This is a genomic window from Paenibacillus sp. sptzw28 (assembly GCF_019550795.1).
In the GTDB taxonomy this organism is placed as follows: domain Bacteria; phylum Bacillota; class Bacilli; order Paenibacillales; family Paenibacillaceae; genus Paenibacillus_Z.
Map to the genome: position 1 here is coordinate 2,491,665 of NZ_CP080545.1, position 23,206 is coordinate 2,514,870.

Genomic DNA, 23,206 nt, shown 5'->3' on the forward strand with positions numbered 1-23,206 from the left:
ACAATCGATGATCACGATCACCATTGTGCGGCAATCCGCCTCTGATCGGCGGATCGTATCGTTTGCGATTGAGGGACACGCCAAGTACGCGAAACCGGGCAAAGACATTGTTTGCGCCGGGGTATCGGCGGTTTCCGTCGGCACCGTCAACGCTATTGAGGAGCTGGCAGGCATCGAGCTTCCGGCTTCCATGAACAACGGCTGGCTCCACTCGGAAATTCCGGAGCATTCGGACCCTTCGGCGAACGAACGGGTCCAGCTGCTTCTGGAATCGATGATTGTGATGCTGAACGCAATCGCAGCCTCCTACGGCAACTACGTTCAAATTCGTCAACAATTTCGGTCATAAAGGAGGGAATTACCATGTTGAAACTGAATCTTCAGCTTTTCGCTTCGAAGAAAGGTGTCGGTTCCACAAAGAACGGACGGGACAGCCAATCCAAACGTCTCGGCGCAAAACGCGCTGACGGCCAATTGGTAACGGCAGGCAGCATTCTCTTCCGTCAACGCGGAACGAAAATCCACCCAGGCAATAACGTCGGGATCGGTAAAGACGATACACTTTTCGCAAAAGTCGAAGGCGTGGTTAAGTTCGAGCGTTATGGACGCGAGCGCAAGAAAGTGAGCGTCTATCCGGTCGAAGCGGCTCCCGTTGCTGCGGCAGTCGAAATGTAATAACAAAGTTCGCCCCGGTCTGCATGCAGGCCGGGGCTTCCTTTTTTTTTGAAAAAAAGCGTTTCCGAGGCTTGTGATATTGCCTGCTTCTCATGCTATACTGATTAAGGCAATGAAAGAACAGGAAAGTAGGATCGGTTCATGAATCGCTTTAGAACAACAAAGCAATATGGTGCCGTTTCCGTACTGCTTCCTGCGGCAGCGGCTTTCATCTGGCGTTCCGAGTTTTGGTTCTTTGCGGTATTTACGGTATGGATCATTGCTGCGGCTGCGCTTTGGGTATGGTGTGAAAGGAAAGAACAGGCGGTGCGCATGGCTCGTACCATCCATGCATTACAAACTGTGTCGGTTCAAACGTTAAATCATCATCGTCATGACTGGATGAACGACCTCCAGGTGCTGTACGGATATATCAGAATGCAGAAGGCGGATAAGACGGTGCAGTACGTGGAACAGATAAGGGAGCGGATGATGACCGAGAGCAAAATTGCGAAGCTCGGGATTCCGTCTCTTGTAACGTTCTTACAATCGTTCCGTACGCTTACGCACTCGGTAGAGCTCGATATTGAGATTGACGGTGACCTGAATATTGCGGAACTGCCTATTAATGGGGAGCGTGCCGCGGAAACGGTTGTGGAGATCATTAACGCCTATCGCTTCGCAGTCAAGCAGGGTACGGGCGAAGCAGCCAAGCTGCTGCTTGATTTATCGTATGACGAGAAGACCATGACCGTTTCGTTTCATTACGACGGCGGGCTGAAAGATATGAATGAGTGGAAACAGAAATGCAAGCGAGCGTTAAAGGGATCGCCGCTGAAGCTGTCCGGCTCCGGTTTGCAGCCGGACAATATGGCGCTTCAGGTAGAGTTTTGGAACTAAAACGGAGGCTAGGGAATGTTTGTCGATAAAGCAAAGATATTTGTAAAAGGTGGAGACGGCGGTAACGGTATCGTATCCTACCGGCGTGAGAAATACGTCCCGGAGGGCGGCCCGGCCGGAGGAGACGGAGGTAAAGGCGCGGATGTTATTTTTCGCGTGGATGAAGGGCTGCGTACGCTTATGGATTTTCGTTACCAGAAGCATTTTAAAGGGGAACGAGGCGAACGCGGCAAGGTGAAGACGATGCACGGGGCCAACGCGGATAATATGGTCGTTCGTATTCCGCCCGGCACCGTCATTATTGACGATGATACCCAGGAGGTTATCGCCGATATGACGCAGCACGGGCAGCAGGTTATTGTTGCCCGTGGAGGTCGTGGCGGCAGGGGTAACTGCCGGTTCGCAACGGTAAGCAATCCGGCGCCGGATTTCGCGGAGAACGGCGAAGAGGGCGAAGAACGATGGATTGTTCTTGAGCTGAAGGTGATGGCGGATGTAGGGCTCGTCGGATTTCCGAGCGTAGGCAAGTCAACGCTGCTGTCGGTTGTATCCGGCGCAAGACCAAAGATCGGCGCTTACCATTTCACGACTCTATCGCCTAATCTCGGGGTAGTTGAAGTCGGGGATGGCCGCAGCTTTGTTATGGCGGATCTGCCCGGATTGATTGAGGGCGCGCATGAAGGCGTCGGTCTGGGACACGACTTCCTGAGGCATGTCGAGCGTACTCGCGTAATTGTGCACGTAGTGGACATGGCCGGCTCGGAAGGGCGGGACCCGTTCGAGGATTGGGTAAAAATCAACGAAGAGCTTAAGCTGTACAACCCGCTGCTTGCGGAGCGGCCGCAAATTATTGCTGCCAACAAAATGGACATGCCGGGCACGGATGAGCAGCTGGAGCTGTTCCGCGAACAACTGGAGGCGTCCGAGGGCGGTAAGAAGCATGAGATAATTCCGATGTCCTCGCTTACGAAACAGGGCGTTCAAGAGCTGCTTTACAAGGCCGCAGACCTGCTTGAGACCGTCCCTGAGATGCCGCTCATTGAAGAGGTTAAAGATGTCGCGGAGCGTAAAGTATATACGCTGGACAAGCAGGAAGACCAATCGTTCACCGTTCGCAAAGAGAATGAAGGCTTCGTCGTCGAAAGCGCGTCGATCGAGAAATTTATGAAGCGCGTTAATCTGAACACTCATGATGCGGTGATGAGGTTTGCCCGTACGCTGCGTAAGATGGGCGTGGATGCGGAGCTTCGCAAAATCGGCGCGAAGGACGGGGATACGGTCAGAATCGGCGATTTTTCCTTCGAGTTTTTCGAAGGCAGCGACTATTTTTATCAATAAACCGCAGCTCTGCGGCCAATCATATGGTCAGTCGGAAGGATGGGACGGCTCAAAGCCGGCTCATCTTTTTTGCTTTTCCCACGGACCGTTAAAATCGGTTATAATGGAAATATTGTGTTCATCTGCTTTGCCTATTGCCGCCGCACGTAATATCCGCTATAATGTCCACTATACACGAACAAATGTCTTTTATAGGAGGACGACCGGTGATGGAACGATACTTTGTCGTCCGCGAGGATATTTTACCGGAAGGGATCGTCAAGACGATCCAGGTGAAAGAAATGCTTCAGCGCGGCGAAGCCGCTACCGTTCATGAAGCGGCGGAGAGGGTAGGCTTAAGCCGGAGTGCCTTCTACAAGTATAAAGACGGAGTTCATTTGCTGAATCAGCTCGAGCGAGAGAGGATTGTCACGATATCCATGGATTTGGTGCACCGTTCCGGCGTGCTGTCCAAGGTTCTCGGGCTTGTCGCCGGTTATGAAGGAAACGTGCTCACGATTCATCAAACCATACCGCTGCAGGGAATGGCGAATGTCGTCATTTCCGTCGATACGTCGCTGATGGGCGGAGAGTTATCGGAGCTTATCGAGGCAATTCGCAGGCAAGACGGCGTGCACAAGGCGTCGGTTATCGGACAAGGATAGAACAGATGACGGAGGAGAAACTATGAAACCGGTAAAAGTTGGGCTGCTGGGCCTCGGAACAGTTGGAACGGGAGTCGTCCGGATCGTTGAAGGCCATCAGGAAGATTTGAAAAGTCAGGTCGGCTCGCCGATCGTTATTGAGAAGATACTCGTTCAAAACAAAAGTAAAATCCGCTCGGTCAACATCGATCAAGATAAGCTGACTGAAGACCCGTGGGATATCATTCATAACCCGGATATAGATGTCATCGTTGAAGTAATGGGTGGTATCGAGCTGACGAAAGGCTATATATTAGAGGCTCTTGCCCGTGGGAAGCATGTGGTGACCGCGAATAAAGATCTGATGGCTCTGCATGGTCCGGAAATATTGGCAAAAGCGCAGGAGCAGCACTGCGACGTCCTCTACGAAGCAAGTGTTGCGGGCGGCATTCCGATTATCCGAACGCTGATCGAAGGCTTTTCATCAGACCGCATTACGAAAATTATGGGTATCGTTAACGGTACGACGAATTATATTTTGACGAAAATGAGCCAGGAAGGTGCAGAATACGCCGATGTGCTCAAAGAAGCACAGCAGCTCGGCTACGCCGAAGCCGACCCAACCTCCGATGTCGAAGGACTCGACGCTGCGCGCAAAATGACGATTCTTGCGACGCTCGGCTTCCGCGCGAATATTGCGCTCGAGGATGTCACTGTGAAGGGGATTTCGTCGGTAAGCCGTGAGGACATACTTTATGCAAAGCGGCTGGGTTATGAGGTTAAGCTTCTCGGAATCGCAGAGCGTCAGGACGACTACATCAGTGTAAGCGTACAGCCGACAATGGTGAAGCAGACACACCCGATCGCATCCGTTAATGGTATTTATAATGCGGTATACGTATATGGCGAAGCAGTAGGCGAGACGATGTTTTACGGCGCAGGAGCCGGGGAGCTTCCGACGGCCACATCCATTGTGGCGGACCTTGTCGCTGTCGTGAAGAACCTGAAGCTTGGCGTTAACGGCAAACAGGCGCTGCTCTCATACAAAGAGAAGAAGCTCAAAACCGACGAGCAGATCGCTTCGAAATATTTTATGCTGCTGCATGTGGATGACCGGGCAGGTGTTCTGGCCCGCATTACACAGGCATTCGCCGAATTCGAGGTCAGCCTCGAGTCGGTGCTTCAGCAGCCGAATGCAAGCAACCCGGAAGCGGAGATCATCATCATTACGCATGATGCAAACAAGGCGGCGGTCCAAAAGGTGCTGCAGCGATTTGAGGCGATGGATGTCGTGAAAATAGTCAAGAGCGTTTACCGCGTAGAAGGTTAAGCAGAACATCATTTTTTTATATGAAGGAGTCCTTTCAGGTCATTATGAGATACCTCGGTTTGCTTCAGACACTTGTTTTTAAATTTCATTACGAAAGCAGGCGGTTCTCCAGGCCGGAAGGTGATCCGTTATGACTGACCGCCGGGTGATCGTAAAAGTTCCGGCCAGTACCGCCAATCTTGGCCCTGGCTTCGATACGCTGGGAATGGCGTTATCACTCTATGCTTGGATCGAAATGTCCGCATCCAAAGACGGCCGCACGATAATCGACCTATACGGAGACGGATTGGACGGTATCGCGCGGGACAAGTCCAATCTTATTTATAAAGTAGCTCAGATGGTGTTCGAGAAAGCGGGTATATCGGTTCCTGAGCTGCATATTGCCATGTACAGCGACATTCCGCTTACTCGCGGGCTCGGAAGCAGCGCTTCCGCTATCGTTGGGGCGCTTGTCGCGGCTAACGCTCTGATCGGCAGCCCCCTTGATGATGACAGGCTGTTTCAAATGGCAACAGAGCTTGAAGGGCATCCCGACAACGTCGGCGCCTCATTGTTCGGCGGCATTGTCGTGTCCGCATGGGATGGCAGTCGTGCCGAGAAGGTGCGGCTCGAGCCGCATTCGGAACTCGAGGTTCTGGTAGCGATTCCCGCGTTTCAGTTAGCGACGGAAAAAGCGCGCCACGCTTTGCCTTCGCAAATCGCGCTGGCGGACGCCGTGTTTAACGTCGGCAGCAGCTCGCTGCTCGTAGCCGCGCTGGCAAGCGGACGGCTTGATCTCATCAAGCATGCGATGCGCGACCGGCTGCATCAGCCTTACCGGGCGGCGCTAATCCCCGGGATGAGCGAAATACTTGAACAAGCGACAGAACACGGGGCGCTTGGAGCCGCTTTGAGCGGCGCCGGCCCTACGCTGCTTGCGCTTGTCGAACGAAACAGCCCGCGCAAGGAGGAGCTCGAGCGGTTCTTGATCGATACACTCCATAATGAAGGCATAGAAGCGATGACGATGTGGCTGAAGCCCTGCAGCAACGGCCCGGAGCTGACGCTGCTGCGCCTCGAAGATTCAGGCTCCTCGTTACTGAAGCGGATTAAAGGAGAAGTCAGGGCATGATAAGCGTAGCGTGTTTGCCGCAAGGTTCGACATCGGACGAAGCGGCGAGATACTTATTTTCCGGTGTTGAGGTCGACTACAAATATCACCGAATCATTGCGGATGTCTTTCTTTCCACAGCCGATGGCCGAACCGATTACAGCATCATTCCGATTGAAAATACGATTGACGGCTCCGTCAACCTGCATACCGACTGGCTGATCGATGAGGTGGATCTGCCGATTCAGGCGGAATGGATATATCCATCGATTCAAAATCTGATCGGTCCCCTTCGTGAATTGTCCGGTGAAGACGGCAAGCTCGATTACAGCAGAATCGTAAAAGTGCTCAGCCATCCCGTTGCTATGGCGCAGTGCCTCCAATACTTGCGCAAGCATATACCGCATGCCGAGCTGGAGCATGTCGGCAGCACATCAGAAGCGGTGCGCATTGTACGGAATAACCCGCACAGCGGGTGGGTCGCGATCGGACAAACGACGGCAGCGGTTAATAACGGACTTGATGTGCTGGAGCGGGGCGTAACGGACCATGACAACAATTTCACCAGATTTCTGCTTGTCGGGGCGAAGCCGTTTGGCAGCAGAGAGTCGGGGGTCCATAAAACAAGTCTTCTGATTACGCTGCCGGAAGACTATCCGGGGGCGCTGCATCAAGTGCTGTCGGCCTTCGCCTGGCGGAGAATCAACCTTTCTCGAATCGAGTCACGTCCGACAAAGAAGAAGCTCGGCAATTACTATTTTCTTATCGACGTTGAAATGTCGCTTGACTCTGTACTGCTGCCTTCGGCCATCGCCGAAATCGAGGCAATCGGTTGTCAGGCTCGAATACTGGGGAGCTATCCCAGCTTTACTTACAACGAAGCATAAGCAAACATTTTCCGGAGGTGTTCCACAGTCATGGCAGAGCAAGTGATATATTTAAATGGAGATTATGTTACTAAAGAAAATGCGAAAGTATCGGTTTACGATCACGGGTTCCTTTATGGGGACGGGATCTTCGAGGGTATCCGTATTTACAACGGTAATATTTTCAAATGCAAGGAGCACCTCGACAGGCTGTACGACTCGGCGAAATCCATTATGCTTGACATTCCGCTGACCTATGAGGAAATGGAACAAGCGCTAGTCGAAACGATTCGGCGCAACGGGCTTCGAGAAGGTTACATACGACTCGTCGTCTCACGCGGTCCCGGCAATCTTGGCCTCGACCCTACGCGCTGTCCGCAGGCTTGGATTATCATTATCGTTGAACAGCTGGCTATTTACCCGCCGGAAGCTTACCGGGACGGACTCGTGTCGGTGTCCGTAACGCAGCGCCGCAACATTCCCGATGCGCTTAACCCGAAGATCAAGTCGCTGAACTACCTGAATAATATTCTCGTGAAAATCCAGGCTAATCTTGCCGGTGTCGGCGAGGCAATTATGCTTAACGCGCAGGGTTATGTAGCGGAAGGCTCAAGCGATAATATTTTTATTATTAAGAAAGGGGTCGTGTACACGCCTCCTTGCTACATCGGAGCGCTGGAAGGCATTACACGCGCGGCAATTATCGACCTGTGCGACAAGCTTGGTTACAAGCTGAAGGAAGAGCCGTTCACGCTTCACGATGTGTATGTGGCCGACGAAGTGTTCTTTACCGGCACGGCAGCCGAGGTTATTGCTGTACGCGAGGTGGACGGCCGTAAGATAGGAGCAGGCAAGGCGGGTCCGATAACTACTCATCTGCTTGCTGAATTCCGTAAAATCGTTGAGGTTGATGGCGTAAAAGTATTCGAATAGTCAAAACATGGCCGCACGGCTGTCATGGTTTGAGGTGAAGTTGGGACCATCTCCGGCAATTCCGGGTGATTGGCCCCAACTTTTTTTTGCCCGGGAGGGTGACAGTCGCCTATCTCCTGCATAGGATGTAGTGATTGATAACGGGCGTTTGCCGCGACTGCCCGCAAACAAACAGTCCGTGACAGGAGGTAAGTGTCGAGTGAAAATTCATATTGTTAAAAAAGGCGATACGTTATACATGATAGCCCAGAAGTATAATGTTTCGCTTGAAGAGGTACTCAAGCTTAACCCGAACATAGCGAATCCGGATATGATCGATGTGGGGATGAAAGTCAAGATCCCGACAAGCATGGCATCGAACATGGAAATTATGCACCAGCATGCCGTCAAACAGGGCGATACCCTTTGGAAGCTTTCGAAAGCGTGGGGCGTTCCTTTAAGCGACATGATAAAGGCGAATCCGCAGCTCAAGAATCCGAACGCTCTGCTGACGGGGGAGCTGGTCAACATTCCGAAGTCGGGGACGCCAAGCGGTATGCCGCCTGAAATGCATACCACGCAGCATCCCTTTGGCGGTTCGTCGCATTCGTCGCATACACCGCTTCATCCGATGTCGATGCTTCAGGGAGTACAAGGTTTGATGGGCAAAATTCCGACTGCGCCGTTGATCGGGAAAAAGCCGACCGGAGAAAAACCGTTTACCGCTCCGATCGCGGACACGGCTCCAATGCCGGCGCCCGTACCCATGCCGCTACCCGCGGCGGTACCCGCGCCGCTGCCGGCCCCTATAACCATGCCGATTGTCCAGCAGCCGGCCCAGAAGAAAGCATACCCGATGCATATCGAATATGAGCAGCATATTGATTTATTCAAGCAGTATGGCATGCCCGCAACTGAAGTGATGTCAATGTATGATATGCCGCAAGTTCAGGGAGCGGTCTCTCCCGCGGCGCAAATGCCTGGTTATGGCCATGGTTACGGTTACCCGGCGACATACCCGTCGGTATATCCAGGAACGACGGGCGGATACGGTTATCCGCAACCGATGTCGGCGGGGATGGTGAGTCCGGCTTCGGCTGCTGCACCGGATTGGTGTCCGCCGGAAAGTGTTATGGGAGCTGCCACTCTGCCTTGGGGTGCGCCTTCAAAAGTTCATTTTGGTTCTTGGGGGCAACAGATGACGGGCCCGTATCAGACGCAAGACGATTGCGGACCGGAGCTTGTTTCACCTGCAGGAATGCATCCGTACGGCGGTGGGTATGGGTATGACCACCAAATGGTATCCCCTTTTAGTGCGGACCCTTATTGCGAGCAACAAAGCTATGGCCATGGTGCGGACTTGGGTTCACCGGCGATCGGCGGCTTCGGCGGTGGAGGCGGAGGAAGCTACGGCTACGAACCGGCTATGGTCTCCCCGTCAGGTGTCGGAGGGTTCGGTGGAGGCGGAGGAAGCTACGGCTTCGGTCATCAAATGGTCTCTCCGGCAGGCGTCGGTGGATTCGGCGATGGAGGGGGAGGAGGCTACGGCTTCGGTCATCAAATGGTCTCTCCGGCAGGCGTCGGCGGGTTCGGCGATGGAGGGGGAGGAAGCTACGGCTTCGGTCATCATATGGTTTCGCCGGCAGGCGTCGGCGGGTTCGGCGACGGAAGCGGGGGAGACTATGGCTGCAGTCCGGCCATGGGCTCACCGTCAGGTGTCGGAGGGGTTCACGGTGGAGGAGGATCCTACGGCTTCGGGCCTCAAACGGTTTCGCCGGCAGGCGTCGGGGGGTTAGGCGGAGGCGGAGGAAGCTATGGCTTCGGGCATCAAATGGTCTCGCCGGCAGGCGTCAGTCCATTTGGCGGCGGCCACGGCTATGGAGGCTATCCCTCTGCTGTATCTCCGGCAGCCGCAGGTGGTATGGAAGCGCCATTTCAATCGTATAATTATGTCGGCTACGGCCAAGTTTCCCCGCTTCAAACAGCCGGAGTCGTTAAGAAACCATGCGATTGCGGATGTAAGGATCGGGTGGAAAATGCAGATGTGCGGGTTGACAAAGTCGAACAGCCTAAAAGCAGCAAGCCGGTTAAATCCCGAAAGACAGCGGCAAAAGCGTCAATTCGCACAGCTCGTCAGACTGAGAACAAGCGGCGGAACAGTCTCCCGTGGATTAACCGATAAAAACGGATTTGCTTTAACCAATACAAGGGGCTCTACTTCTGATTGGCCGGAGGTAGAGCCTCGTTTAATTTTGATTTGATCCGTGCATATTTCCCCATCCGAGGAGAAACACTAGCAAAAAAGGTAAAAAGGGGAGTTCCTCCATGATGGAATTCAGCCTGTGGAAGCAACTGAAAAAGCGGCTTCGCCGAGGCCGGCGTCCGCTCTGGACGCTTGGCTGTCTGCTCGGCTTACTGGCTTTGCTTGCCGAACCGGCCGCCGTTAACGCCAAATTGATGGTATCAAGTACGTCGCATATACTGTTGTCTTCCAAAGAAGGACATGCCGGCGCGGACGTTCATTCGCCTGAAAGGAACAAAGGCAGCGTTATTCAGGTTCTTGCCAGCCATAAAGGGCCTATCACCGTAAAGCTTCATCGAATTTACCTATGCGGGGACGAAACAAAACGGCTTGGCAGAATGGACGCAAAGTCGGTCCTAGGATTGCTGAAGCGGCATTCGGACTGGACGGCGGTAATGGACCAGGCCGGCGCGGTGATCATGGAGCAGCGAATTCAGGATTTGTCGGACGCCTGCAAGGAAAATGCTTATATGAGCCTGGATAAGGCAGGGAATTTATCCCTCTTTGAAGGTCCCCCGAAGAAAGAAAAGGTGCTTCGCACCTTTTTCCAGCTTGACGTGAACTATATGGAGAGCAGCCTGCCGAAGGAACGGTTCAATGAACTGGTAAACGGCATTCGCATCAGCGATATAGATGATTATAACAGCGTATTATCGAGCTTCAGCGATTTTGCGGTGGACAAGAGCGAGAAAGTGATGAAACCCACCTACTAAAGGATATGAAACAAAGAAGTGGACGTGCGAAAATACGCACGCCCTTTTTTTGCGTCCAACGTATTCTTGCACCGCGCAAGGACGGTAATCCCGTTTTCTTGGGGGAGGAACAGGGGATAGGGAATAAGGGACAAAACGCGCGTTCTCATTTCGCCTATCATTTGCTATAATGGGTAGAAGCCAATTTTGTCCACCTGATTGGCTTGAAGGGGAGAATCGTTTTGCGGGTATTAGGAATCGATCCGGGCATTGCCATCGCAGGGTTCGGATTCATTGACAAAATCGGGAGCAAGCTCGTTCCCGTCCAATACGGTTCAATCGAAACGGCAGCTCATACTCCTCAAGAGGAGAGGCTGAAGCAGGTTTACGATTCCGCTTGCGCGCTTATCGATAAATATAAGCCGGACACAGTGGCAGTCGAAAAGCTTTTCTTTAACAAGAACGTTACGACGGCTTTTGCCGTCGGTCAAGCCCGCGGCGTAATCATTTTGGCGGCTGCCCAGCGCGGGCTTCCGGTTACGGAGTATACGCCACTTCAGGTCAAGCAGGCGGTTGTCGGCTACGGCAAAGCGGAGAAACGGCAAGTGCAGGAGATGGTGCGGATGTTTTTGAAACTGAGTGCGGTTCCGAAGCCCGACGACGTGGCGGATGCGCTGGCGGTTGCGATTTGCCATGCCCATTCCTCCGTACTTACGCAAAAAATTAACGAGGTGACGCGTCGATGATCGATTATGTTAGGGGCCGTATCATCCACTGGGAAAGCGAATACGTCATTGTGGATGTGCGGGATATCGGGTATCGCGTATTTACGCCCAATCCATATGCATTTGCCAAAACCGACGACATTGTAACCATTTATACGCATCATCATGTACGTGAGGATGCCGCACTTCTATTCGGTTTCGAAAGCCGGGAGGAACAGTCGATGTTCCGTAAGCTGCTGGACGTATCGGGCATCGGACCGCGAGTCGCACTTGGCATTCTTGCCGGCGGCAAGCCCGAAACGATTGCCGCTGCGATCCGGCAGGAGAATGTCGCGTTCCTTATGAAGCTTCCGGGCATCGGCAAGAAGACGGCTCAGCGGATGATTCTTGATTTGAAAGATAAGCTGGCAGCGGTGTCAGCCGGTTTCAGTACGGCTGCCGCAGGATTATCGGTTGACGGTTCACTAGCCGTTGCCGACCCGGCAGCTGAAGGCGGGACTGTCTGGCAGGAAGCGCGCGAGGCTCTCGCAGCGCTCGGATATACGGCAGCTGAGCTTGATCGCGCTTGGCATGAACTTCAAGGCACGGCCGCGCCCGGCGAGACGGTGGATGCGCTTATGAAGCGGGCGCTGCAGCAGCTGTTTAAAGGTTGAGTGGAGAGGGGCAAGCGTGGATGGACGACCGGATAATTTCCGCCAACCTCATGATGGAAGACCAAGCGGTGGAGCTTAGTTTGCGTCCCCGCTATTTGTCCGAATATATCGGCCAATCGCAAGTGAAGGATAATTTGAAGGTATTCATTGAAGCCGCGAAGCTGCGCAAGGAAGCTCTTGATCACGTTCTGCTGTACGGCCCTCCCGGCCTCGGCAAAACGACGCTTTCAAACATAATCGCCAACGAGCTTGGCGTTAATTTGCGGACGACAAGCGGTCCCGCCATTGAACGGCCTGGCGATCTTGCCGCGCTGCTCACGAACTTGCAGGAAGGCGATGTTTTGTTCATCGACGAGATCCACCGTCTTCACCGGACGGTGGAGGAGGTGCTTTATCCGGCGATGGAGGATTTTGCGCTGGACATCATGATCGGTAAAGGACCGAGCGCGCGCTCCGTGCGGCTCGAACTGCCGCCATTCACGCTGATCGGCGCGACCACCAGAGCGGGGCTCTTGTCGGCGCCGCTTCGCGACCGCTTCGGTGTCGTGAGCCGGCTCGAATTCTATAACGTTGACGAGCTGGCTTTCATCGTAACGCGCGCCTCCGAAATATTGGGCGTAAGCGTAATCGGAGAAGCGGCTCGCGAAATCGCGATGCGCTCGCGTGGAACGCCTCGGATCGCAAACCGCCTGCTGAAGCGCGTCCGCGATTTCGCTCAGGTACGCGGGGACGGCATCGTCACGCATGAACTGGCGCGTTCAGCTCTCGGGCTGATTCAGGTTGATCCGCTCGGACTCGATCAAATCGATCACAAAATGCTGCGTGCGATGATTACAAGCTATCGCGGCGGTCCGGTGGGACTGGATACGATCGCCGCAACGATCGGCGAGGAAAGCCAAACGATCGAGGATGTCTATGAGCCCTACTTGATGCAAATCGGCTTTCTCCAACGCACTCCGCGAGGACGGGTCGTCGCTCCGCTTGCTTACCGGCATCTGGGCTTGCCCGTTCCCCAGCAGCTTGGCGGTGGAACGGAAGCTGCGAACGGGATGAATGACGATTAGGATGCGGCCGGGAAATTACCGCATAAGCAGCCTGAAGGAGGCGGCCAGCTGTTATGACGGAATCAAATATTGACGGGAGCGAGCGCGAGAGGCTTTATATCTTGTACGACGGAACCTGCAATTTGTGCATCGCCACAGTACGGCGCATAAAGGAGCTTCATTCGTCTGCTGACCTGCGGTTTGTTTCCATTCAATCCCTTGAGGAGAATAAGGAGACAATTCCGGGTATCGAAGCAATCCCCCTCGAACAACTGTTGGCTAAGCTTCATGTCGTAGAACGGTCGGGAGCGCTATATGCCGGAGCTGACGGCATCGTTCGCATACTGCGTACTTCAGCGGGTTTCAAATGGCTGGCGCCGCTATACCGGATACCCGGAATGAGAGGGTCTGCGGACGCTTTATACAGGTATATTGCCGCCAGAAGATATGATTGGTTCGGAAAGACGGAAGAAAGCTGCGACAACGGGGTTTGTACCCTGCCGAAGCGTGATCAAGTATAAGGGGATGAGCGGCAGATGCGTGCCATAGGCGCATATTCGGACAATAAAGCAGGAGCGCAAGGGTCACACTTGAGGTTATACAAGAAGGTCCCCCGCTTAAAACGGTTGATTGCTGTTATGATAGCGATAATGACAGTTATGTCTATTGTCACCGCCCGCCCCTCGCTTGGCGCCGTACCGAATCTGGATACGATAAGGGTGGGCATCTTTATGGAGATTCCCGGAAAATACAAGCTGAATACGACGACAGCCACTTTCTCATCTGCGGCCGGCTTGCAGGTCGGCTTACGTCAACCATCGGGCGTTAAGTCCATGTTTCAGACCAACGCGGGAGCGACGATTCGGTTTACGCTTGATGATTACAAGCCAAAGCTGCTGGAAACTCCGGATTTCCAGACGGCGCTTACCGTCGTCAAACGATTGAAAGCTCTTGGGGGCTCCGGATTATTGACTTCCCTCACCAAAGCGAATGGAATCGTCTATCAAGTATTGGAAGGTACATACAGCTCTGCGGCGGAAGCAAGCGCGGCAGGTGACCGGTGGCTAAGGGATGGTACGATAGCAGGTCTGTCAGCAGGAAAAACAAAGGCTGACATCACAGGCCCACTCCATTTGGAAACGGGAACATTTGCTTCACAAGCGGAAGCGCAGCAATCGGCCGCATCCCTTGGAAGTGCAGGCATCGACGCGTTTCCCGCTTTAAAGCAGACAGCGGATGGTGCCACATCGTTCACTGTACTCGTCGGAGCCGCACCGGACATCGCTGCTCTAGACAATGTGAGAGCGCAGGCTGCTAAATCCGGTAACGGAGTTACATTGAACCAGACCGATCCACAGTGCGTATACTTACCGATACGCAGTGACTACACCTTCACCGAATCGCCGAATTCGCCCACATCGCTATATTCGGTTCCAATGACCGGAGCAAAGGTATGGCTCTCCACAGCCGGAGCTGCCGGAATTAAGCTGATGGAGCGGTATAACCGCAGTTACCGGGGGCAGTTTGAGGTAAGCGGACTTAACAATAAGCTTACGGTTGTCAACGAAGTACCGTTCGAACAATACTTGTACTCCGTTGTCGGTGCGGAAATGCCGGCTTCATGGCCGACTGAGGCTCTTAAGTCCCAGGCTGTCGCGGCACGCACGTATGCCCTTTATCAAGGCTTCGGTTTTCAAGTGGCGCATGTGGTAGATACGACTCTTAGCCAAGCTTATGGCGGTATCGGTTCCGAGAAGCCGGCTACGATCGTCGCCGTGGATGCCACAAAGGGTGAAGTGGCGATGTATAACGGCAAGGTGATCGAGAGCGTCTTTTCTTCCAGCGCCGGCGGCCAGACAGCCGATGCGAAGGAAATTTGGGGTACCGACATTCCCTACTTGAAGAGCGTGCAGAGTCCGGACCAATCGTCCGAGCTGGGTCTGTATCACTGGCAGCGAGTAGTGCTGCCCACAGGCGAGGTGGGGTATATAAGGGAGGATCTGCTTGAGGATACCGGGCAGAAATCACCCGTCGGCAAGCCTTTGATGCGGGTGAAAGGCGACGGGGTCAAGGTGCGGCCGATCCCGCTCATTCAGGACAATGTTGAGCCTGTCGCGCTTGCAAACAGGGGAACCATAGTTGTGTCGCTTGAAACGGTCGTGCAATCCAACGAAATGTCCTGGGTAAGAGGGCCGTTCACACCCGGAGCTTTGCTTTCACTTATGCAGGGGAAACTTCAGTCACCCGTCACCGCCCCGATTCAAACCCTTGAGGTAAGCCAGTCGGGGACATCCGGCCGTCCTACGGAGCTGCAAGTCAACGGACAGAGGCTTAATATCAAATATCCGGACTTATTCCGTTCGATTCTCGGCGGTTTGCCAAGCACGCGTTTCAACATTGATGAAATGGCAAGAATGACGATTGCCGGTTCGGGTGGCCGTATAAGCTCTCGGCCTGACACAGGCGGCGCCCTTGCTGTGACCGGGGGCGAAGGCCAAACAACAGAACTGAATAAGGGCAGCTTGTTTATAATGGACGGTCAAGGAAACATGAGAGCCGCGACGACAGATACGGCGTTCCGGTTTGTGGGCAGCGGCTATGGGCATGGAGTCGGTCTGTCCCAATACGGCGCCCGAGGCTTGGCAGAACAGGGGTATGACTACAAGTACATTTTGCAATACTACTACAAAGACGTAACGATTGTTAAGGAATGAGAATCAGTCTATGAATGTGAATGAATTCGATTTTGAATTACCGGAGCGCTTGATAGCGCAAACTCCGCTGGCGGACCGCACCGGATCCCGTCTGCTGTCACTAAACCGCCATACTGGCGATGTCGCTCACCACAGGTTCATCGAGCTTGAAAATATGCTGAAGCCGGGGGATACGCTTGTGTTGAACGACACACGGGTGCTGCCGGCAAGGCTGCTCGGAATAAAGCCGGATACCGGAGCCAAAGTCGAGCTTCTGCTGCTAAAGCAGTTAGGCGGCGACCGTTGGGAGACGCTGGCTAAACCGGGGAAACGCTTGAAAACCGGAGCCGAGCTCGCGTTTGGCGACGACGGAAGCGGTAATCCTCTGCTTCGCGCAACCGTGGTCGCAGAAGGAGAAATGGGAGAGCGAGTTGTGGAATTCCAGTATAACGGCATATTTCAGCAGCTGCTTGACCGCCTTGGCGAGATGCCGCTGCCTCCTTATATCAAAGAAAGACTTGAAGACCGCGAAAGATACCAAACCGTCTACGCGAAGCACGAGGGTTCAGCCGCTGCCCCTACTGCGGGGCTGCATTTTACCCAATCATTTCTGGGGCAACTAAGGGACAAAGGTGTGGATATTGCTTATGTCACTCTGCACGTAGGCCTCGGCACTTTTCGTCCAATGTCTGTGGAACTTGTCGAAGAACATGCAATGCACTCAGAATATTACGAATTGAATGAGCAGACCGCAGCTTTGCTGCGATCGACCCGGGAGCGGGGCGGCCGTATTATCGCGGTTGGCACGACATCGGCGAGAACGCTTGAAACGGCGGCCGGGCAGTTTCCGGGCGGAGAACTGAAGGCATGCAGCGGATGGACCAATATATTTATATTCCCGGGCTATACTTTCAAGCTTGTCGACGCGCTGCTCACGAATTTCCACTTACCGAAATCGACGCTGGTGATGCTTGTCAGCGCACTGGCCGGCCGCGAGGCGATTATGAATGCCTATCGGGAAGCAATTGAAAGAGAATATCGATTCTTCAGCTTTGGAGATGCAATGTTTATCTACTAGGATTGGACGAGAGCAAATTGGCGATTAAATATGAACTGATCAAAACATGTAAACAGTCCGGTGCAAGACTCGGCCGCGTGCATACCCCGCATGGTGTAATCGAGACACCGGCTTTTATGCCGGTCGGCACGCAGGCGACAGTAAAGACGATGAGTCCCGAGGAGCTAAAAACACTCGATGCTCACGTTATTCTGAGCAATACTTACCATTTGTTCATCCGCCCGGGTCACGAACTCATACGAGATGCCGGCGGGCTGCACAAATTTATGAACTGGGACCGCGCTATACTGACGGATAGCGGCGGCTTTCAAGTGTTCAGCTTGAGCGAGATGCGCAAAATAAAAGAAGAGGGCGTGGAATTCCGCTCCCACTTGAACGGCGATAAACTGTTTCTTTCACCTGAGAAGGCGATGGAGATCCAAAACGCTCTCGGGTCCGATATCATGATGGCTTTTGATGAATGCGCCCCATATCCTGCGGAATATGATTATGTGAAGAAGTCATTAGAGAGAACTACCCGTTGGGCCGAGCGCTGCTTAGAGGCTCATGCGCGTCCCCGCGATCAGGGATTGTTCGCGATTGTGCAGGGAGGGATGTTTGAAGATTTACGCCGCCAAAGCGCAACCGAGTTGACTTCCATGGATTTCCCGGGGTATGCTATTGGTGGACTGAGCGTCGGCGAACCTAAGAATCTGATGTACAATGTACTTGAATGTACGGTTCCGCTGCTGCCGGCCGGGAAGCCAAGGTACCTGATGGGGGTCGGATCGCCCGATGCGCTGATTGACGGCTCCATCCGCGGTATAGATATGTTCGACTGCGTGCTGCCGACTCGTATTGCCCGCAACGGGACAACGATGACAAGTACCGGCAGACTCGTTATCCGCAATGCAAAGTTTGCTGAGGACTTCGGACCACTCGACCCGGAATGCGGCTGTTACACATGCAAGAACTACTCCCGGGCCTACATTCGCCATCTCATAAAGGCGGAAGAGACGTTCGGAATCCGGCTGACGACGTATCATAATTTGCATTTTTTACTGCAGCTTATGAGAGACGTGCGCCAGGCGATTATGGAAGACCGGCTGCTTGACTTCCGGAATTCCTTCTTCGAGAAATACGGCTTGTTTGAGTCGGATAAGGGATTTTAAGGAAAGGGGTGAAACACCATGACAGGAGTAGCATCGATTCTCCCGTTTGTGCTGATGTTTGCGGTTTTCTATTTTCTGCTTATTCGACCGCAGCAGCGCAAATCGAAACAACGAAATCAAATGCTCAGCCAATTGAAAAAAGGCGATAAAGTCGTCACGATTGGCGGAATGCACGGCACGATTCTGGAGATCACCGACGATATTGTCGTCCTTCGAGTCAACGACGCTACCAAAATTACGTTTGACCGCAGCGCGGTAAACAACGTAACGACAAGCGCACCGGCCCCTGCAGAGAAGAAGGAAGAAAAGACGGAAGAAGTTAAAGCGTAGTCTTTCTTCCGGGTACATAAGAACGAGAAGGCCGGGGCCGGGGGATGAAATCCTCCGACCCCGGCCTTCGGCATTATTACCGGCAGTAGAAGAAGAATAGTAAGCAGCCTGTCACCTCGCATGGAGAACCGCCCTCCTTTCTGGATTTCCGTACTGTCGATATAGAGATCATATTTTAAAAATAAGACAAGTATTGTCATGAATTTTAATTGTTCATTTTATTTGGAGTTATGAACCTGTACTCTCCGCTTATAAGATTGCCGCACAGAAAAAAACCGCTCCGGCATGCAGCCGAAACGGTATTGGCTTGGCCGAGCTTATGCGGCCGGGAATTACTTCGCATCGTCGTGCGCAAAACTTATGTTTGCCGGGGTTCCTTTAAGCGAATGGTTAGGCCGGCGGCTCCTTAGGCTCATGTTCAAGGCGCTTAACCTCATTCCTACTGTCGATGCAAATACTCCAAGAATCAGACCGCCGCCCATATCAATCAACCAGTGAATACCGAGATAAAATATTGCAAAAATGATCATTACTGCGCTAATACTGCATAACCAGGCCCATCGTTTATTGCCTGAACGGATCGCGAGGACGGCAAGTGTTACGGAAATTGAAGTATGCAGGCTGGGGAAGCAGTTGTTGATTCCGGATAAAGAACGGTATTCGGTTTCGAAATTAGGGAAAACATCAAGCATAAGAAAGCGCACGCTTGAATCGTGAGCCCATACTTCATTGACTGGAAAGAACAGATAGAACGGAATCGCGACAAGATAATTAACCATGATGGCGTAGCAGATTGCATAATACATTCTTCGGCTTTTCTCCTGATACGTATAAATTCCGACGGATGCAATAAGGAGCGCCTGAAAAACAACCACATACATCACTGCCAGAACCGCAGTCAAAATATCGTTGTGGAAGGTATGCTGCAAATTCGCCACGAAATGGCCTTCGATCGACTGAAATAAAGAGGTGAAATCGTGAGTTCCACTCATGTTTGCCTCAATCGAAAGCTCTAATTTGTTACAAAACAAGATGAGCATCAGAGCTGCAAAATGGAAAAGGTACTTACGATTTACAGCCATCTCCCGAACAAACAATCCGCCGATGCGAAATGGATTTGTCCGTGCGCCATATGCAAGAAGAACAACGACAGCAATCATCGTATAAATTCCAACGGTTGTCATATTATGAAATAAGTTCATGGTGGTGTCTTTCCCCCTAAAACCAAAATCGCCCGATTCAACTCGACTTAGTATAGCACATTTTTAAGGGGCGATTACAACTTGATGGTGTTCCTAAGATGTATGCAGTTTATGACCGCTTAGCGTTAACGCCGATAATGCCGCCGAATGAACCGCATGCCAGGGTCTCTCCGAGCATAGTGAGCGTTCGAAGGCTGACGCCTGAATTTGACGCCAGAAAGCTGATAAGAAGCACAAGAAGGCCATACACAATGCCCAGCAAAGCGCCGTAGTACCAGCCGCGTTGGCCGGCGCGTTTACCGGCTACAAAACCTCCTGCAAGAGCTGCCAAGCCGTGTACGGCCAAGCTGTAGAGAGGAAGCTCACTCTCATGCATACTTCCCCAGCGCAGCAGCGATGCAAGCAGGAGCGCCCCCACGGCCAGCCAAATGGCCGAATATAATATCCCGGAAAGCATCGGTGATGTAATTTGCGCCTTAGGAACATTTTTCATTGATTTCATCGGATTGATCGAACTCATCGGATTCATCCTCTCTTATCGTTTATTCACGGGTTCGGTTAGTACAACATATGGTCAAGCAGCCCGAAATAGTACAAGCGAGCTTCGATGCACGTCTTCTTTTTTGCCAAATTCAAAAAGTGCCTTTCTGCTGCTCGCTTGGCTCTCTTGCCAGAAATTGCGCCGGCAGCCTTCCGTATGAGTGAACGTCCAGCAGGTGACAATAACAGCACGACCGGCTGGCCCTCAAAGCGGCGGCCTTTGCGGATAAGGAGGTGTCGGTTTCCGTTGGAAATATGGAATCTGTTGATCCGTACGGCTTTGATCTATGTAATCGTGTTTTTTATTATGCGTTTTATGGGGAAAAGGGAGATCGGCAAGCTGTCGGTATTCGATCTTGTAATCTCCGTCATGATTGCCGAAATCGCGGTAATCGTCATCGAGGATACGAAGCGGCCGATTATTGACGGGATACTGCCAATGGCGCTGCTGATGCTTATACAAATCGGAATGGCCATTGTCATGTTAAAAAACCGCCGGCTGCGGTTATTGTTTGAAGGGAAACCTGTAGTGCTCGTAGAGCGGGGCAAGTTAAACAGGCAAGAAATGCGAAAGCAGCGGTACAGCCTTGACGATCTTATGATGCAGCTTCGCGAAAATCAGGTTTCATCGATTGCCGACGTCGATTTCGCGATATTGGAGACGAGCGGCAAACTTTCGGTTATAAGAAAAGACAATGTTCATACGGGGGCCGAGGGCCTGCAGCAAAGATCGCATAAATCGCAGACAGATGCGCTCCCGGAGCGGTTTCGCTTCGAGTCGCTTCCGGTGGCTCTTATCATGGATGGAAAACTGCTGAGAAATAATTTGGAGAAGCTTGGTAAAGATCGGTTCTGGCTTAACAAAGCGCTTCGCCAAAGAGGAGTGACCGATTTTAAACAAGTATATTTGTGCACGGTTGACCATAGAGGGAATTTGTATATCGACTGGCGCTGAAACGGGTCCGGATCTCTTTGCTGGAGAGCGCCGGAACCGTCTATTTGCGTCTTCACTGAAACCATTTTCCGACCAGAGGGATACGGGCAATGTCATGCCGGTCAATGATTCGCAGCCGAACCATTAGAAACATGTAAATAACAAGACCTATCAGACAGGCGAGAGACATATTTTGCCACAAGGCAGGAAGCGCCTGACGATTCATCATCCATAAAGACACGGCGCCCATGATGACCATAGCTGCTCCCACTTTGACAAAGTCGAGCATATGCATTCGAAATCCGATGAAGCGCATAACACTGATCCAATGCAGCACGGTAACGAGCACGATATTGATATTAATGGCAATAAGCGCGCCATAAATGCCGAGATCGGGGTCGGAAGCCAATTTCACGATAAGCAGCAGCTTTACGACCGCCCCGATAAACGTGTTCATCAGGGCGGTTGAAGGCTTATCGAGCGCTTGCAAAGCCGCCTGCAGGGGAGCTTGCAAATAAATAAAAAGACCGATAGGAGCCATCCATTTCAACATGGGAGCAATCTCCGCATGATTGTACAATATGCGGCAGATCGGTTCTGCGAACAAAGCCATGACGACGATAAACGGGGCCCCGCTGACAAGTGCGAGCCGCATCGATTGGTGAAGCCGTTTGTGAATCGTTGACCGGTCACCTCTTGCCGCGGCTTCGGAAAGGGAGGGGACGAGCGAGACGGCGAGTGAATATGTGAGCGCTGTCGGAAGCAGAAGGATCGGGATTATCATGCCTTGCAGCGCACCGTATTGCGCGGTAGCAATTCCGGTGGCGATTCCCGCGGCCGCCAAAGCGCGGGCCGTAAGGATGGATTCGAGTAAATAAGAGAATGACCCGATCATTCTGCTGGCCGTTACAGGCACGGAGAGGCTAATAAGCCGGCGCAGCACCGGCTCGGGCTTAACCGGGCGCGAGGACGAGCCGCTTGGGTTTAAAGAATCAGTTCCGGAAGACGGCGGCCTGTCGGCAGGCTGGCGCCGCTTCTCCCTTACATACTGCCAGAGCAGCACGGTAAACCCGGCGATTTCCCCGGCAACGACTCCGATCATGGCACCTGCGGCAGCCCAGGCAATGCCGAGCGGCAGGAGCCAACTGGCGAAGAGGAGCGCAAAGATGATCCGGATAATTGTCTCCACCGTTTGAGATATTGCGGTCGGAACCATATTTTGTTTGCCTTGAAAATACCCCCGGTATACGGAGGATATGCCGATGATAATGAGCAGGGGACTCATTACCAGCAGGGTTTGGTGAACCCTGGAATCGGTCATGAGATGCCTTGTGATCCAGGGAATCAGAAGCAGAAATATGACCGTGAGTAGCGAAGAAAGCACGACAGTAAGTGCCATAGCCGTTCGGAAAATTTGTTTGACCCGCGCCTGATCGCCCTTGGATTCGGCTTCTGCAATCCATTTGGCGACGGCAAGCGGGATTCCTCCGGTCAAGAAAGTAAGGAGTACGATCAAGAACGGATAGCCAAGCTGGTAGAGTCCAACCCCCTCGGCTCCGATGATCCGCGGCAGCGCAATACGTGGAATGAAAGCGAGAATGCGGTTTATGACGCCTGCAGTGAGTAAGATGAGCGCTCCTTTAATAAATGTTTGCTTGGTCACGGTCGTTCCCTCTTTCTTCTGCTATCGAATGGCGGTCGTATCCGGATTGCATGCAGGACCAACATGTCCTATCTCCATGTTTATGCGGAGCATGTCCATAATCATGCAGCCATTTTTTAATGAGGGTGCAGGAATTGCGGCCGGCGATAGCGAATTCATAAGCAAAGAGAATACGTAAGGAGGCCATGCGATGGCGGACGAAGACACGCCGATGACTACCGAAGAGTGGAACGCGACCATTGAATCGTTGTGCGACAGCAAGGCGGCGGAGTTTAGGCTGGTCGGCTACGAGCATGTGACAGGGAAAGAAATTTGGGAGTGCGTAAGCGATAAATATGCAAAAACCGGAGAGCCGGCCATGCACCAAGTGGTGAACGATATTTTGTCGCTCAAGGTAACCAGATTTATGAATTTCATGACGCTAAACGCGTATAGAGGTACCCATTTTTAATAGATGGGCCTTTTTTTTTGACTCGATTTTGCGCCA

The 23,206-nt window shown here is 52.7% G+C and carries 24 protein-coding genes; 21 read left to right on the forward strand and 3 right to left on the reverse strand.

Annotated features, from left to right (window positions below; translation table 11 throughout):
• Positions 1 to 7 precede the first annotated feature (7 nt).
• From KZ483_RS11000 to yajC, 19 genes are all read left to right on the forward strand, one after another.
• On the forward strand, positions 8 to 349 hold the full coding sequence (locus KZ483_RS11000) for a ribosomal-processing cysteine protease Prp (RefSeq protein ID WP_220352687.1): 342 nt from the start codon (positions 8 to 10) through the stop codon (positions 347 to 349).
• A 14-nt stretch (positions 350 to 363) separates the two neighbouring features.
• Positions 364 to 675 (forward strand): 50S ribosomal protein L27, encoded by a 312-nt coding sequence (rpmA, locus tag KZ483_RS11005; RefSeq protein ID WP_220352688.1) that lies wholly within the window; start codon positions 364 to 366, stop codon positions 673 to 675.
• 141 nt (positions 676 to 816) lie between these two features.
• A complete protein-coding gene (locus KZ483_RS11010; protein WP_220352689.1) occupies positions 817 to 1,554 on the forward strand; it encodes a Spo0B domain-containing protein in 738 nt (245 codons plus the stop codon).
• Positions 1,555 to 1,569: 15 nt separating this feature from the next.
• Positions 1,570 to 2,892: a GTPase ObgE gene (obgE, locus tag KZ483_RS11015; RefSeq protein ID WP_220352690.1), complete on the forward strand. Its 1,323-nt coding sequence runs from the start codon at positions 1,570 to 1,572 to the stop codon at positions 2,890 to 2,892.
• Positions 2,893 to 3,098: 206 nt separating this feature from the next.
• Positions 3,099 to 3,536 (forward strand): ACT domain-containing protein, encoded by a 438-nt coding sequence (locus KZ483_RS11020; protein WP_220352691.1) that lies wholly within the window; start codon positions 3,099 to 3,101, stop codon positions 3,534 to 3,536.
• Between the two features lie 22 nt (positions 3,537 to 3,558).
• Positions 3,559 to 4,845: a homoserine dehydrogenase gene (locus KZ483_RS11025; protein ID WP_220352692.1), complete on the forward strand. Its 1,287-nt coding sequence runs from the start codon at positions 3,559 to 3,561 to the stop codon at positions 4,843 to 4,845.
• A 130-nt stretch (positions 4,846 to 4,975) separates the two neighbouring features.
• Positions 4,976 to 5,956 carry a homoserine kinase gene (thrB, locus tag KZ483_RS11030; RefSeq protein ID WP_220352693.1) on the forward strand — a complete coding sequence of 327 codons (981 nt, stop codon included), beginning with the start codon at positions 4,976 to 4,978 and terminating at the stop codon, positions 5,954 to 5,956.
• Positions 5,953 to 6,822: a prephenate dehydratase gene (pheA, locus tag KZ483_RS11035; RefSeq protein WP_220352694.1), complete on the forward strand. Its 870-nt coding sequence runs from the start codon at positions 5,953 to 5,955 to the stop codon at positions 6,820 to 6,822. Before thrB ends, pheA begins: the two co-directional genes overlap by 4 nt.
• Before the next feature lie 30 nt (positions 6,823 to 6,852).
• Entirely contained in the window at positions 6,853 to 7,734 is an 882-nt protein-coding gene (gene ilvE, locus KZ483_RS11040) for a branched-chain-amino-acid transaminase (RefSeq protein WP_220352695.1), read from the forward strand.
• 199 nt (positions 7,735 to 7,933) lie between these two features.
• Positions 7,934 to 9,895, forward strand: coding sequence for a LysM peptidoglycan-binding domain-containing protein (locus KZ483_RS28900; RefSeq protein WP_220352696.1), 1,962 nt, complete (start codon positions 7,934 to 7,936; stop codon positions 9,893 to 9,895).
• Positions 9,896 to 10,038: 143 nt separating this feature from the next.
• Positions 10,039 to 10,728, forward strand: a complete 690-nt coding sequence (locus KZ483_RS11050; RefSeq protein ID WP_220352697.1) for a BofC C-terminal domain-containing protein — start codon at positions 10,039 to 10,041, stop codon at positions 10,726 to 10,728.
• A 221-nt stretch (positions 10,729 to 10,949) separates the two neighbouring features.
• Positions 10,950 to 11,453, forward strand: coding sequence for a crossover junction endodeoxyribonuclease RuvC (ruvC, locus tag KZ483_RS11055; RefSeq protein WP_220352698.1), 504 nt, complete (start codon positions 10,950 to 10,952; stop codon positions 11,451 to 11,453).
• Positions 11,450 to 12,085 (forward strand): Holliday junction branch migration protein RuvA, encoded by a 636-nt coding sequence (gene ruvA / locus KZ483_RS11060; RefSeq protein WP_220352699.1) that lies wholly within the window; start codon positions 11,450 to 11,452, stop codon positions 12,083 to 12,085. The genes ruvC and ruvA overlap by 4 nt, the downstream gene beginning before the upstream one ends.
• A 20-nt stretch (positions 12,086 to 12,105) precedes the next feature.
• Complete coding sequence (gene ruvB, locus KZ483_RS11065) at positions 12,106 to 13,149, forward strand: Holliday junction branch migration DNA helicase RuvB (protein WP_220352700.1); 1,044 nt, start codon at positions 12,106 to 12,108, stop codon at positions 13,147 to 13,149.
• A 53-nt stretch (positions 13,150 to 13,202) separates the two neighbouring features.
• Positions 13,203 to 13,649: a thiol-disulfide oxidoreductase DCC family protein gene (locus KZ483_RS11070; RefSeq protein WP_220352701.1), complete on the forward strand. Its 447-nt coding sequence runs from the start codon at positions 13,203 to 13,205 to the stop codon at positions 13,647 to 13,649.
• A 138-nt stretch (positions 13,650 to 13,787) separates the two neighbouring features.
• Positions 13,788 to 15,842: a SpoIID/LytB domain-containing protein gene (locus tag KZ483_RS11075; RefSeq protein ID WP_258881646.1), complete on the forward strand. Its 2,055-nt coding sequence runs from the start codon at positions 13,788 to 13,790 to the stop codon at positions 15,840 to 15,842.
• Between the two features lie 10 nt (positions 15,843 to 15,852).
• Positions 15,853 to 16,899 (forward strand): tRNA preQ1(34) S-adenosylmethionine ribosyltransferase-isomerase QueA, encoded by a 1,047-nt coding sequence (gene queA / locus KZ483_RS11080; protein ID WP_220352703.1) that lies wholly within the window; start codon positions 15,853 to 15,855, stop codon positions 16,897 to 16,899.
• A 17-nt stretch (positions 16,900 to 16,916) separates the two neighbouring features.
• A complete protein-coding gene (tgt, locus tag KZ483_RS11085; RefSeq protein WP_220352704.1) occupies positions 16,917 to 18,050 on the forward strand; it encodes a tRNA guanosine(34) transglycosylase Tgt in 1,134 nt (377 codons plus the stop codon).
• An 18-nt stretch (positions 18,051 to 18,068) separates the two neighbouring features.
• A complete protein-coding gene (gene yajC, locus KZ483_RS11090; RefSeq protein WP_220352705.1) occupies positions 18,069 to 18,380 on the forward strand; it encodes a preprotein translocase subunit YajC in 312 nt (103 codons plus the stop codon).
• 332 nt (positions 18,381 to 18,712) lie between these two features.
• Here yajC and KZ483_RS11095 read toward each other — a convergent pair whose 3' ends face one another.
• Both KZ483_RS11095 and KZ483_RS11100 read right to left on the reverse strand, forming a co-directional pair.
• Complete coding sequence (locus KZ483_RS11095; protein WP_220352706.1) at positions 18,713 to 19,582, reverse strand: phosphatase PAP2 family protein; 870 nt, start codon at positions 19,580 to 19,582, stop codon at positions 18,713 to 18,715.
• Positions 19,583 to 19,691: 109 nt separating this feature from the next.
• Complete coding sequence (locus KZ483_RS11100) at positions 19,692 to 20,102, reverse strand: TIGR04086 family membrane protein (protein WP_258881647.1); 411 nt, start codon at positions 20,100 to 20,102, stop codon at positions 19,692 to 19,694.
• 267 nt (positions 20,103 to 20,369) lie between these two features.
• On the opposite strand from KZ483_RS11100, the gene KZ483_RS11105 reads away from it, so the two are divergent.
• Entirely contained in the window at positions 20,370 to 21,077 is a 708-nt protein-coding gene (locus tag KZ483_RS11105; RefSeq protein ID WP_258881648.1) for a DUF421 domain-containing protein, read from the forward strand.
• Positions 21,078 to 21,129: 52 nt separating this feature from the next.
• On the opposite strand, the gene spoVB is transcribed toward KZ483_RS11105, so the two are convergent.
• Entirely contained in the window at positions 21,130 to 22,719 is a 1,590-nt protein-coding gene (gene spoVB, locus KZ483_RS11110; protein ID WP_220352708.1) for a stage V sporulation protein B, read from the reverse strand.
• A 190-nt stretch (positions 22,720 to 22,909) separates the two neighbouring features.
• On the opposite strand from spoVB, the gene KZ483_RS11115 reads away from it, so the two are divergent.
• Positions 22,910 to 23,170, forward strand: coding sequence for a post-transcriptional regulator (locus tag KZ483_RS11115; RefSeq protein ID WP_258881649.1), 261 nt, complete (start codon positions 22,910 to 22,912; stop codon positions 23,168 to 23,170).
• Positions 23,171 to 23,206 lie beyond the last annotated feature (36 nt).